General features: G+C 67.8%; 10 protein-coding genes. 6 read left to right on the top strand and 4 right to left on the bottom strand.

Annotation, left to right across the window (positions count from 1 at the left end):
* Positions 1-132 precede the first annotated feature (132 nt).
* Genes AC1DGC_RS05025 through phbB form a run of 3 tightly spaced genes read left to right on the top strand, consistent with a single transcriptional unit; the run spans position 133 to position 3,401 of the window.
* Complete coding sequence (locus tag AC1DGC_RS05025) at positions 133-1,266, top strand: OprO/OprP family phosphate-selective porin (protein ID WP_478047478.1); 1,134 nt, start codon at positions 133-135, stop codon at positions 1,264-1,266.
* A gap of 40 nt (positions 1,267-1,306) precedes the next feature.
* Complete coding sequence (locus AC1DGC_RS05030; RefSeq protein ID WP_394164181.1) at positions 1,307-2,635, top strand: CitMHS family transporter; 1,329 nt, start codon at positions 1,307-1,309, stop codon at positions 2,633-2,635.
* 25 nt (positions 2,636-2,660) lie between these two features.
* Complete coding sequence (gene phbB / locus AC1DGC_RS05035) at positions 2,661-3,401, top strand: acetoacetyl-CoA reductase (protein ID WP_128097684.1); 741 nt, start codon at positions 2,661-2,663, stop codon at positions 3,399-3,401.
* 68 nt (positions 3,402-3,469) lie between these two features.
* Here the strand turns inward: phbB and AC1DGC_RS05040 are convergent, their stop codons facing one another.
* Positions 3,470-4,573, bottom strand: coding sequence for a DUF4274 domain-containing protein (locus AC1DGC_RS05040; RefSeq protein ID WP_478047337.1), 1,104 nt, complete (start codon positions 4,571-4,573; stop codon positions 3,470-3,472).
* A gap of 147 nt (positions 4,574-4,720) precedes the next feature.
* Positions 4,721-7,012, bottom strand: coding sequence for a TonB-dependent receptor (locus AC1DGC_RS05045; protein ID WP_478047338.1), 2,292 nt, complete (start codon positions 7,010-7,012; stop codon positions 4,721-4,723).
* A 200-nt stretch (positions 7,013-7,212) separates the two neighbouring features.
* On the opposite strand from AC1DGC_RS05045, the gene AC1DGC_RS05050 reads away from it, so the two are divergent.
* Positions 7,213-7,764, top strand: coding sequence for a DUF4274 domain-containing protein (locus AC1DGC_RS05050; RefSeq protein WP_478047339.1), 552 nt, complete (start codon positions 7,213-7,215; stop codon positions 7,762-7,764).
* Between the two features lie 28 nt (positions 7,765-7,792).
* Here AC1DGC_RS05050 and AC1DGC_RS05055 read toward each other — a convergent pair whose 3' ends face one another.
* Both AC1DGC_RS05055 and rsgA read right to left on the bottom strand, forming a co-directional pair.
* Positions 7,793-9,034, bottom strand: a complete 1,242-nt coding sequence (locus AC1DGC_RS05055; protein ID WP_478047340.1) for a flavohemoglobin expression-modulating QEGLA motif protein — start codon at positions 9,032-9,034, stop codon at positions 7,793-7,795.
* A 274-nt stretch (positions 9,035-9,308) separates the two neighbouring features.
* Positions 9,309-10,406, bottom strand: a complete 1,098-nt coding sequence (gene rsgA / locus AC1DGC_RS05060) for a ribosome small subunit-dependent GTPase A (protein WP_394164118.1) — start codon at positions 10,404-10,406, stop codon at positions 9,309-9,311.
* Positions 10,407-10,592: 186 nt separating this feature from the next.
* On the opposite strand from rsgA, the gene AC1DGC_RS05065 reads away from it, so the two are divergent.
* Together AC1DGC_RS05065 and AC1DGC_RS05070 are read left to right on the top strand one after the other, a co-directional pair.
* The gene (locus AC1DGC_RS05065) at positions 10,593-11,867 is read left to right on the top strand and encodes a pyridoxal phosphate-dependent aminotransferase (RefSeq protein WP_259207637.1); all 1,275 of its coding nucleotides are present in this window, start codon (positions 10,593-10,595) and stop codon (positions 11,865-11,867) included.
* Entirely contained in the window at positions 11,868-12,491 is a 624-nt protein-coding gene (locus tag AC1DGC_RS05070; RefSeq protein WP_259207639.1) for an SGNH/GDSL hydrolase family protein, read from the top strand. It abuts the gene before it with no gap.
* Positions 12,492-12,509: the final 18 nt, after the last annotated feature.

A 12,509-nucleotide genomic window follows, 5' to 3' on the forward strand; every position in this document is an offset into this window, starting at 1 on the left:
CACTAGGCTGCGCCATCGCACCGCAGTCCCCTGCGCTGCCATTGACGACACCACTGCACGAACGAGTACCTGGGAGGGTCCGTGGAACTGAACGCAACCCGCTGGCGCACGCCGGCCGCCTGCACCCTGCTGATGCTGGCCGCGCCGCTCTGGGCCGCTGACGCCGGCGAGGACGACCGTCCGGTCACCGCCACGCTCGGCGGCCGCCTGCACCTGGACTTCGCCGATTTCGACAACGACGGCCGCGGCACGCCGAACAAGGACGACACCGAGATCCGCCGTGCCTGGGTGGATGTGTCGGGCAGGTTCTTCGTGGTCGACTACAAGCTGGAAGCGGACTTCTCCGGCGACCGGGTCGAGGCCAAGGACGTGTTCGTCAGTCGCAGCTTCGGCGATGCCGGCAAGCTCACCGTGGGCCAGTTCAAGCAGTTCTTCTCGCTGGACGACCGCACCAGTTCCAACTACGGCACCTTCCTGGAGCGCGGCAACGCCGGCACCACGCTGGCGCCGCTGTACCGCCTCGGCGCCTCCTGGCAGGCCGCCCACGGCGACATGACCTGGGCCGCCAGCGCCTACAGCCTGGAAAGCATCGATGCCTGGCAGGTCAAGGGCCGCGCCGCCGGCGGCCGTGCCACCTGGGCACCGGGCGCCACCGCCGGCGACGTGCTGCACCTTGGCCTGTCGCTGGCGCATGAGCGCTACGACACTCCAGGCGCCAATGGCGTGCCGGGGCTGAAGATCCGGCCGCGCCCCGCCGGCCACCTGTCCGACAACAGCCGCCTGACCCTGGTCGATTTCTCGGCCGGGCGCGACACCGACGTCAACAAGTGGTCGCTGGAGTACGCGCAGGTGCGCGGGCCGCTGTCCTGGCAGGGCGAGTTCAGCGGCGCCACCTTCGACGACGGCAGCCAGCGCGGCAAGGTGCTGGCCGGCTACGGGCTGGTGAGCTGGTTCGTCACCGGCGAGTCGCGCGTGTACGACCGCAAGACCGGCCGCTTCGGCCGGGTCAAGGATTTCCAGCACAAGGCCGGCGCCGTCGAAGTGGCACTGCGCTACGACCAGATGCGCGGCGACCAGCACCTGATCGGCCAGCCGGACCTGCGCGATGCGCAGACCCAGGCCTGGACGCTGGGTGGCAACTGGTACATGCGCGAGAACCTGCGCTTCATGCTCAACCTGATCGAGAGCCGCAACCGCGACCGCCTGGCCGCGGCCAACCTGGACCGCACCCGTGCGGTGACCGGCCGCCTGCAGTTCGATTTCTGAGCCTTCCCTTCCGCACTACCCCTCCTGGAGTCTGCAGATGATGCTTAGCATCCTCGGCTTTGGCATGGTCATTACATTCATGTACTTGATCATGAGCAAGCGGCTGTCGCCGCTGGTCGCCCTCATCACCATTCCGATCATCTTTGCGCTGTTCGGCGGCTTCGGCGCCGACATCGACGAGATGATGCTGGAGGGCATCAAGAAGATCGCGCCCACCGGCGTGATGCTGATGTTCGCCATCCTGTACTTCGGGGTGATGATCGATGCGGGTCTGTTCGATCCGCTGGTGCGGATCATCCTGCGCTTCGTCAAGGGCGACCCGATGAAGATCGTGCTGGGCACCGCGATCCTGGCGATGCTGATCTCCCTCGACGGCGATGGCTCGACCACCTACATGATCACGGTGTCGGCGATGCTGCCGCTGTACCAGCGGCTGGGCATGAGCGCGTTGAACATGACCTGCGTGACCATCCTCGCCGGCGGCGTAATGAACCTCACCCCGTGGGGCGGGCCGACCGCGCGCGCGGCCACCGCACTGCACGTGGACCCGGCCGACGTGTTCGTGCCGCTGATCCCCTCGATGGTGATCGCCTGCGCCGGCGTGCTGCTGCTGGCGTGGTACCTGGGCATGAAGGAGCGCCGTCGGTTGGGCGTGGTGAGCCTGCCCGAGGGCGGCAGCTGGATGGACAACAGCGTGTCCGACGACGGCAATGCGCTGCCCACCGTGGAAGACGCCGAGGACATCAAGCGCCCCAGGCTGCTGTGGGTGAACCTGGTGCTGACGCTGGCGCTGATGACCGCACTGATCATGGGCGTGCTGCCGATGCCGGTGCTGTTCATGGTGGGCTTCGCGATGGCGCTGGTGATCAACTACCCCAACCTGGCCGAGCAGCGCCGCCGCGTGGTCAACCACGCCGGCAACGTGCTGTCGGTGGTGGCGTTGATCTTCGCCGCCGGCATCTTCACCGGCATCCTCAACAACACCGGGATGGTGGAGGCGATGTCGCACAGCTTCCTGGCGATCATCCCCGACAGCTGGGGCCCGTACCTGGCGGTGATCACCGCGATCGCCTCGATGCCGTTCACCTTCTTCATGTCCAACGACGCCTTCTACTTCGGCGTGCTGCCGATCCTGTCCGAGGCGGCCGGCAACTACGGCATCACCCCGGTGGAGATGGCCCGCGCCTCGCTGGCCGGGCAGCCGGTGCACCTGCTCAGCCCGCTGGTGCCGTCCACCTACCTGCTGGTGGGCCTGGCCAAGGTCGAGTTCGCCGACCACCAGAAGTTCACGCTGAAGTGGGCCATCGCCATTTCGATGCTGTTGATGCTCGGCGGCCTGCTGTTCGGCCTGTACCCGCTTGCGTCCTGATCCGCCTACCAAGGAGCGTTCTGCAATGACTCTTCGCATCGCCTACGTCACCAGCGGGATGGGCAGTGTTGGCACCGCCATCTGCCAGAAGCTGGCCCGCAACGGCCACACGGTGGTCGCCGGTTGCGCACCGAACTCGCCGCGCAAGGCCGGCTGGCTGCGCGAACAGCGCGAGCTGGGCTTCGACTTCATCGCCTCGGAGGGCAACGCCGCGGACTGGTCGTCCACGGTGGCCGCCTTCGCCAAGGTCAAGGCCGAGGTCGGCGAGATCGACGTGCTCGTCAACAATGCCGGCGGCAGCCGCGACGTGCTGTTCCGGCAGATGAGCCCGGACGACTGGAACGCGGTGATGGGCTCGAACCTGCACGCGCTGTTCAACATCACCAAGCAGGTCATCGACGGCATGGCCGCGCGCGGCTGGGGCCGGATCGTGAACATCGGCTCGGTCAGCGCGCACAAGGGCCAGATCGGCCAGGTCAATTTCGCCACCGCCAAGGCGGCGATGCACGGCTTCAGCCGGGCGCTGGCCAATGAGGTGGCCACGCGCGGGGTGACGGTCAATACGATTTCGCCGGGCTACATCGCCAGCCAGTCGATCAGCAGCTTCCCGCCGGACGTCCTGGACCGGCTGGCCGGCTCGGTGCCGATCCGCCGGCTGGGCAAGCCGGAGGAAGTCGCAAGCCTGTGCGCGTGGCTGGCGTCGGATGACGCGGCCTACGTGACCGGTGCCGATTACGCGGTGAACGGTGGCTTGCACATGTTCTGAAGCCTCTGCAGGCGCGGCGTGGATCTGCCGGTTCCGTAGATCCACGCCACCCGCGGATGCTTCATCCTTTACCCGCGGGCGTTCGCCAGCGCCTCGGCAATGTCTTCCGGCAGGCCGGTGATGAAATCCACGTCGTCCGACTCGTCCACGATCTGGCCCGGACGTGGCCGCCACATCTGCCCGGGGATGGCGCGCCGCTCGTCCCGCCCCGGCCAACGCGTGGGGAAACGCGGCCGGATCCGAGCCAGGTCGAAACCCAGCCCGTGGTCCGCGTAACCGTCATCAGCCAGGCGCTGCTCGATCCGTCTCAGCACCGCCGCCGTGTAGCGGTGCGATTCCGGCACATCCTCGATAGTAGCGAAGGGGACGTACCACGACGCGCCCAGGTTCCAGTAGAACGCCAGTGCGCTGGACGCAGCCAGTGTCGGCTGCTCCAGCAACCACTGCAGCGCGTCTGATAGCGCGCTGGTGTCAGCGAACAGCATCAGTTGGTGGCATTCCTGTGGTGATGCCTGGCGAAGAAAGGTCTCAAGTACCGCCCAGCCCGGATCCGCGGCCGTCGCCAACGGCAAGAGCGTCGGCGGCGTCACGTCGGCCCAGATGTCGATCTCGCCGGCTACGGCATCGCCCAAGGCCGGACCACGATCAGGCTGCACGCCAGCGGCCATGTCGTGCAGCTGCGCTGCGAGCGCAAGCGGCAGGCCGTCATCAAAGACCGTGTCGACGGCCTCTGCAAAGGGATCGCAGGCCTGCCCGCCGACCACCGCGACCCTCATGGCATCCGGGACGTTGCGACGCATGACCAAGCCGGGATAATCACCCATCGAAGGGCCCGGCCAGTTGCCCGGGTCGAAGGCGAGTCCACGGCCCGCATAGAATCCATCGATGTAGCGTTGCTCGATGCGGCGGACGATCGCATGGGCCTCGCGCTCATGCTCGGGTACGTCGCCGTCAGCGGCGTACTGGGTGAACCAGGCCGCGCCCAGCGACCAGTACATCATCAGCGCCGTCGCGCGATCCAGCTCGCTGCGATCCGCCAGCCAAGCCAGCAGCTCGGGGCTGTCATCGTAGTTGCAGCGCGCGACATAGATGTGGCGCTGCTCGGGAGATGCCTTCAGCAGGTAGTCCTGCAGCAGCGCGCGGGAGGCGCGGTCGAACTCGTCGGGGGTCAAGGGGCACTTCCATTGTCGGGACACCTGCAGTTTAGTGCTCCCTTGCCAACGAGTTCAGAGCCCTGTCCTGCGGACTGTGCAGGCGCGGCGTGGATCTACTGGGTTTCAGTAGGTCCACGCCATGCGTGGCTGCGCTACCCCACCGGATCAGAACTCCGCAGCAACCGTCATGAACAGCTGGCGCGGCGCGCTGGCGTGGATGGCGTAACGGGTGCCGGTGGGATCGGTCGGCGCGAACGAGCTGAGCTGGCCGGCATAGCGCTTGTTGGTCAGGTTGGTCGCATTGAGCGACACCTTGACGTCGCGCAGGCCGAGGCCAGGGCCGAACGAATAGCCCACGCCCGCATCGAACGTCGTCACCCCCGCCACCGACTGGTCGTTGGTGTAGGTGTAGTAGCGCTTGCCGGTGTACTTGGCGCGCAGGCTCGCCGACCAGCCGTCGCGGTTCCAGCTGATCTCGCTGGAGGCCATCCGCTGCGGCGTGTCCACCGTGATCTTGCCCGCCACCGGCACGATCGCCCCGCCCGAGGTGTAGTCATCCTCGTAGGTGGACTTGTTCCAGGACAGCGCGTTGTACCACTGCAGGCCGTCGACCGGCTTGAGGATGAAGGTCAGCTCCGCGCCCTGGCTCTTCACCGAGCCAACGTTGATGAAGCGGGTGATGCACTCCGGCCGCGTCCCCACCTCGATGCTGGTGCACGGGTTGAGCGAGAGCAGGCGGTTGTCGAACATCACGTGGTAGGCCGCGATCGAGGCCTGGTACCGCTCACCGAAGGTGCGGAAACCGGCTTCCAGCGTCTTCGACTTCTCCGGCTCCAGCCCGGCGCTGGCCGCGAACGATTCCGGCGAGACCTGCAGCGGGCCACCGCTGCCGCCGCCCACGAAGGCCGCGATGTTCTCCGAGTACGAGGCAAACAGCTCCTGGTTCTGGCTCAGCTTGAAGCCGATACCCGCCTGCGGCAGCACCGATTCCTTGGCCGTCAGCGTGCCCGAGGCATAGCTGGCTTCCGTGCCCGGCTTGGCGTTGGCAGTCATGCGCGTGTTCGGGCTCTTGATGCCCACATCCACGGTGAGGCGGTCATCGAGGAAACGCATGCGGTCCTGCACGTAGAACTGGCGTGTGCGGATGTCGAAGTCCTGGTCGAACAGCCGACGGTCGGGGTAGTTGAGGTAGCCGTCATCCAGGAACGGCCCGGTGATGTAGTAGAAATTGCGCTCGACATTGTGGTCGTTGCGCTCATACCACAGCCCCGCTTCCAGCGCGTGGATGCCCCACTGCCAGCTCAGCGCCGCGGTGATGCCCTGGCGGTTGATGGTGTAGTTGGTGCTGCGGATGGAAATCGGCAGCGCCTGCGCGGTGCCCGGGTTGGACGGCTGGCCCGGTGCCCACCAGTGGCCCTGGCCGCGGTTCTCGTGGTGGTAGGCCAGCAGCTTCAGGCGCGAGGTCTCGCCCAATGCCAGGTCGGCATCCAGCGAATACAGGTTGTCGTCGCGCAGCGCGCGGCTCTGGTAGTACGCATCGTCGATGCTGTTGACGCCGCCGCTGAAGGCGCACTTCTGCGCGTTGTAGGTGCCTGGGGCGCAGTAGGCCGCGGCCACCGCCCGATCCCAGTCCGGGGCGTAGATGTTCCAGTCGTAGCCCAGCCCGCGCGCGAGCATGCTCTTGGACAGGTAGGCGTAGTTGGCCTGGCTCACGCGCGAGGTGGCCGCGAACGCGCCGAAACGGTTGTCGCCCACGGCCCACACGGCCTTGGCGTTGAACTGGCGGGTGGTCTGGTTCTGGTTCGGCTCGGCCCACATGTCCGCCTCCTGGTGCACGCCGGAGACATAGGCCGAGAAGCCGTTGAGGTCGCCGGTGTCCACGCGCAGGTAACCGCGACGCTGGTTGTCATCGCCCACGGTGACGCTGGCACGACCGCCGAACTCGGTGGACGGATCCTGCGAGAAGTACTGGATGGTGCCGCCCAGGTTGCTGGTGGAGGCCACGCCCAGCGAACCGATACCCTGCGACAGTTCGGCACCGGCCAGGTTCTCGGCGATCAGCGCGCGGGCGATGCTCAGGCCGTTGTAGTTGCCGTAGCTGTTGTCGCCCAGCGGAATGCCATCGAGTGTGTAGCCCAGGCGGCTCTTGTCGAAGCCGCGCAGGGTGATGCTCTGCGATTCCTCGTTGGCCCCGAACGCGTCATTGGACTGCACCGACACGCCGGGCAGGCGGTCGAGGATCTTCTGGCCGCTGGTGCCCGGCGGCAGCACTTCCTTGTCCACGGCTGTGATGCGCTGGACCTGACGGGTCTCGCCCTGGCCGATCACCGACACGGTGTCCAGGGTCTGCGCGCTGAGCGCGACGTTGGCCTCGGTGGTGGCGTCCACATCGGCAGCGTGGGCATTGGCGGCGCACAGCGCAATCGCCACGGCGATCGTCAGGGGTCGGGTAAGCATGGTGATCCGTTGCATGATGAGGTGGTGACCTGCGCGATGCAGGTGCGTGACCATCATGCGAGCGGAAGATGAAAGCATTCTTACGCGACGGCGTGCGGCGTATGAAATGCGAACCTGCCCGCAAAACCTGCACGAGCATGATCGCCGCAGGCACCGCACGTACAATGCGTGGTGTACCGCAACGGCTTGGACAGCAGGCAATGAACGAACAGGATTACGACGCCGCCAAGTGGGCGCTGCTGCACGCGCACCTGCTGCAGGCCACGCCGGAACAGCGCCATCTTTATGTGGCCCGCTCCAACTACAGCGACAATCTGCGCGCGCTGGAATGGCTGGCCGACCAGCCCGACCTGGACCGGGCCACGGCGCTGATGCTGTTCTGGAGCGTGGGCGCGGGCTGGCATGCCCAGTACGACACACTGGATGCAGTGCCCGACTACGAGCGCGATGCGCATGCGTTCATCGGCCTGGTGCAGCAGCGCTACCTCGATGGCTTCTATGCCGACCACGGCATCGGTTTCGATCCGAACGCGTGGGACGGTGCCGGCCCGCGCGAGCATTCGGCAGACGAACTGCGGCGCGTCCCGACACAGATGCTGCAGGCCGTGGACGGCGAGCATCAGATCGATCCGTTTGATGAAGCCTACGACGAGGACTACGACGACGGCCTGCCGATGGCGCTGGTCGAGCAGCTCTACGAACTGGCCGACGTGCATATCGCCTGGGAGAAAGCCCACCCGCAGGCGGAGTGATCCCGCATGCGCCAGCCCGCGGCCGGCGCTATTCCGGCGCCAGCTGGTCCATGCGGATACGGTTGGCGAACAATGAGAACGCCAGCATGCCGGCCAGCCCATTGGCCCGGCTGACCCAATGCGGCAGCCAGCGCGGCGGGCGCAGGATGCCTTCTTCGAACAGCGGCGCGAACGCGATCGCGTCGGTGAGCGCCATCTTGCCGGCGAACAGCCAGCGGCATACCTGCAGGCGATCTTCGGCGAGCATGTGGCGGAAGAAGGTATGCACCGAGACCAGCCCGCGCAGGTAGACCGTGTCCTTGGTGAACGCCGCGCCGCCGGTGGGCGGCACGCCGCGGAACACGCGCTGGGCCGAGGCGAAGCTCTCTTCGTTGTTCTGCCCGGCATCGCAGAAGTAGCGGAATACCTCGATGAAGTCCGCCCCCTCGCGTGCCATCGCGATTGCTTCGGTGCGCAGGCTGATGCGCTTGAGGCGTTCGATGTCGATGCTGCCGGTGATCTGCTCGGCGAAGGTGGCCAGCCCCTCCTGGGTGGCGGTGACCCGCGGCGAGGCCAGCGCCAGGCTGGGCAGGTGCGGCTGTTCGCGGCCGTTGAGCGCAGTCAGCGAATGGACCAGTGCCTCGTGGTGGAACAACTGTGCACGGTCGTAGGCGCTGAAGCGCGCGCTGGTGCGCAGGCGGATGCGCGTGGGGCCGGCGGCCGCCTTGGAGATCAGCTCCGGATCGAGCTGCACGCTGATGATGCGCGACTCGAAGAACGCGTCCAGATCGCTTTGCAGTTGCAATTGCAGCGCGGTGGCCGAGACCGGTACCTGTTCCTCGGGCGCGAGCAGTTCGTGGTCCAGTTCCTGCGCGATCTGGATGAAGTGGCGGGCTGCATCGCGGGTGCTGGGGCCATTGCCGGGCAGCGGCTGTTCGGGTGCACCGAACAACGCGACCGAGTAGCGGTCGACTTCGGCGGTGCCCAGCGATTCGAGCAGGCCCGCGGCGAGGTCCCAGCTGTGCGCCGAGCGCTGCACGTACAGGCCGATCGGATGGGACGGGTCGCACTGGGCGCTGATCGCGGCCAGCGCGCGGCGGGTGTCGCCGAAGTCCAGCCGCGGGTAGGCGACCTGCGGCAACACCGGCTGGCCGCGCGCCACGCTGGCCAGGAAAGGCGCCTGCAGCGCCGCCGGCCAACTGGTCAGGCCGAGCAGCTTGATGCCGCCCACCGCCTCCACCAGCTGCGCATCGAGCGCGGTGTGGTGGGCCACCTCACGATCCACGGTCATTGGTGTGCTCATGGGGCGGACAATAGCAGCCACGCGGGGCGCGCTGCACGCAGCGCCTGAGGTGGCGCAGGCCCACCCCATGGGTGGCTGCATTCCGCTCCGACGCCACGTAGAGCCACCCCATGGGTGGCTGCATTCTGATCCGACGCCTCGTAGAGCCACCCCATGGGTGGCTGCATTCCGCTCCGACGCCCCGTAGAGCCACCCCATGGGTGGCTGCATTTCGCTCCGGCACCGCGCGCAGCCACCCATGGGGTGGCTCTACGGCGTTGGGTTATCGGCGTCCGCCCTTTCCGCCCGGGCGCCACTGCGCACCCTTGCCCACGTGCTTGCGCTCGATCGCCTGCTGCGCCTGGCGGACGGCCAGCTTGGCCGCCGCGGCAGCCACTTCTTCCTTGAGCTTGAAGTAGTTGAGCAGGCGCTCTTCATCCAGCGTGCCGTCGTCGATGGCCGCGCGGATCGCGCAGCCCGGCTCGCGCTGGTGGGCGCAGTCGCGGAAACGGCATTGCGCCGACAGGGCTTCCACATCGGAGAAGCCCCCTTCGCTCAAGGCCTCTTCACCGGTCGGCTTGAGCTCGCGCATGCCCGGGGTATCGATCAGGCACGCGCCGGCCGGCAGCGGAATCAACGCACGGTGGGTCGTGGTGTGGCGGCCGCGCGAGTCGTTGACCCGCACATCGGCGGTCTTCATCCGCTCCTCGCCCAGCAGTGTGTTGGTCAACGTCGACTTGCCGGCACCGGACGACCCCACCAGCACCACGGTGCGGCCGGCGCCCAGCCACGGCAGCAGCGCCGACGCGCTGGCCGGGTCCCTGCCGTTGATGGCAAGCAGCGGGATGTCCTGCGCGGCCAGTTCTTCCAGCACGTCCAGGGCGTCCTGGCTGTATTCGGTCTGATCGGCCTTGGTCAGCACCACCACCGGTTGCGCGCCGCCACCGCCCACCAGCAGCAGGTAACGCTCGATCCGACGCGGGTTGAAGTCCGCGTCCAGGCCACAGACGATGAACACGGTATCGATGTTGGCCGCGATCACCTGCTGGTGGTAATGCTCGCCCGCCGCGCCGCGTTTGATCGCGGTCCGCCGCGGCAGCAGCGCCACGATCTTGATGCCCTCCAGCAGGACCCAGTCGCCCACCGCGGCGCGCTCATGGCTGGGGAAGCGCGGGCGCTGCCACTCCGGCGGGGATTCGGTCTTGATCGCCGCGTCCGGCATGTCCGAGACGATGTAGCCGGTGCGATGCTGCTCGATCACCCGCCCCGGGCGTGCCTGCGGGAACTGCTCGAACAGGGCCTGCCAGTCCGGGAGTTCGGGGCCGCCCGGCCAGGGCCAGCCAATGGTCTGCAGGGCAAGGTAATCAGTGGGTTCGCTCATCCTGCCCATTCTAGAGGGTGTAGCGACCGGGCGTCGTCGCAGTGCCCGGCCAGGCGCAGGGACACGCTGGCCGCCCCCGCATCCGCAACTGCTTGCCAGCGCTCGGAATTTGGCCCGAAAGGCTTGCCCTGCAACGCAACATTTCCGCTACCATGCGGTTTCCATGCCCGAAATGACGGCCCGTTCATGTCCACGCCCCCGCTGAAGCCGCTCGCCACCCGCGAGCGCCTGTCCGAAGTCCGCTACGAGATCCGGGGCGAGCTGGCGCGGCGAGCGCGGGAGTTGGAGGCCCAAGGCCGCAAGCTGATCAAGCTGAACATCGGCAATCCCGGCAACTTCGGCTTCCGCGCGCCGGAACACCTGCAGCGCGCGATCGCCGACGACATGGGCCGCACCGACCCCTACACCCACCAGCAGGGCCTGCCGGAGGCGCGCGAGGCGATCGCCGCCGCCTACGCCCGCCGGGGTGCACCGGATGCGCACCCGGACCGAGTGTTCGTGGGCAATGGCGTCAGCGAGCTGATCGACCTGTCGCTGCGCGCCCTGCTCAACCCCGGCGATGAAGTGCTGGTGCCCTCGCCCGACTACCCGCTGTGGTCGGCGGCGACCATCCTCAACGACGGCCGCCCGGTGTACTACCGCTGCGCGCCGGAGAACGGCTTCCAGCCGGACCCGGTCGAGATCGAATCGCTGGTGTCCTCGCGTACCCGCGCGATCGTGTTGATCAACCCGAACAACCCCAGCGGCGCCAGCTACTCGCGCGACCTGCTGGAGCGCATCGTGGCCATCGCCGCCAAGCACAATCTGCTGCTGATGGTCGATGAGATCTACGACCAGATCCTTTACGACGACGCACAGTTCCATCCGGTCGCGCCCCTGGCCGGCGAGCATCCGTGCATTACCTTCAGCGGCCTGAGCAAGGTGCACCGTGCCTGCGGCTGGCGGGTGGGCTGGGCGATGCTGTCCGGCGCGGCCGAGCGGCTGGGCGAGTTCCGCGCGGCGATGGACCTGCTCAGCGCACTGCGCCTGTGCGCCAACGTGCCCGGCCAGTACGCCATCGATGCGGCGGTCAACGGCCCGGACACCATTTCCGCCCTGTGCGCCCCGGGCGGCCGCCTGTACGAAACCCGCCGCGCGGTGATCGAGGCCTGCAACGCCAGCGAGCATCTGTCGCTGGTGGCGCCGGCCGGTGCGCTGTACGCCTTCCCGGCCGTGGTCGGGCCGGCGGCGCGCAGCTTCGACGACCACGATTTCGCGCTGGAACTGATGAACGAGGAAGGCGTGCTGGTGGTGCCGGGCTCGAGCTTCAACGTGCCCTACCGCCACCACTTCCGGGTCACCCTGCTGCCCGAAGCGGACGTGATGCGCGATGTGTTCGCCCGCATCGATCGCGCGTTGGCGCGGCGTGCCGAGGCCAACACCAAGGTGGTGCCGCTGAAGCCACGCAGCGCGGTGGCCTGAGTGGCGCTGTCCTACCTGGCGCTGGGCGACTCCTACACCATCGGTGAGGGCGTGGCGCCGTCCGCACGCTGGCCGCTGCAACTGGTCGCCGGCCTGCGCGACATCGGCGTGGCGGTGGACGACCCGCAGATCATCGCCACCACCGGCTGGACCACCGACGAACTCGAGGCCGGCATCGATGCCGCCGCGCCGCAGGGTCCGTTCGGCCTGGTCAGCCTGTTGATCGGGGTCAACGACCAGTATCGCGGCCGCAGCGTGGATGACTACCGCCCGCGCTTCACCGCCTTGCTGCAGCGCGCGCTGGGCTTTGCCGGCGGGCGCGCCGACCGCGTGCTGGTGCTGTCCATCCCCGATTGGGGGGTGACCCCGTATGCGCGCGAGGCCGGTCGCGACCGCGTGCAGGTGGGGCGCGAACTGGACGCCTACAACGCCGCGGCCGCCGCGATCTGCGCCGGGCACCAGGTGGCCTTCATCGACATCACCGACCTCAGCCGCGTTCCGGGCGCCGAAGCGGTGATGCTGGTCGACGATGGCCTGCACCCCTCGGCGACGATGTACGCGCTGTGGACCGAGCGCGCCTTCCAGGTGGCGCGGGTGCAACTGGCCGACGAGGTGCCGCGCTGAGCACGGACGCCCTGCCAC

This window comes from Stenotrophomonas sp. 05N37 (assembly GCF_056397365.1).

Coding starts and splice junctions, on each gene's coding strand:
- AC1DGC_RS05025 (WP_478047478.1), top strand. CDS start 133: ATGCTGGCCGCGCCGCTCTGGGCCGCTGACGCCGGCGAGGACGACCGT.
- AC1DGC_RS05030 (WP_394164181.1), top strand. CDS start 1,307: ATGCTTAGCATCCTCGGCTTTGGCATGGTCATTACATTCATGTACTTG.
- phbB (WP_128097684.1), top strand. CDS start 2,661: ATGACTCTTCGCATCGCCTACGTCACCAGCGGGATGGGCAGTGTTGGC.
- AC1DGC_RS05045 (WP_478047338.1), bottom strand. CDS start 7,012: ATGCTTACCCGACCCCTGACGATCGCCGTGGCGATTGCGCTGTGCGCC.
- AC1DGC_RS05050 (WP_478047339.1), top strand. CDS start 7,213: ATGAACGAACAGGATTACGACGCCGCCAAGTGGGCGCTGCTGCACGCG.
- AC1DGC_RS05055 (WP_478047340.1), bottom strand. CDS start 9,034: ATGACCGTGGATCGTGAGGTGGCCCACCACACCGCGCTCGATGCGCAG.
- rsgA (WP_394164118.1), bottom strand. CDS start 10,406: ATGAGCGAACCCACTGATTACCTTGCCCTGCAGACCATTGGCTGGCCC.
- AC1DGC_RS05065 (WP_259207637.1), top strand. CDS start 10,593: ATGTCCACGCCCCCGCTGAAGCCGCTCGCCACCCGCGAGCGCCTGTCC.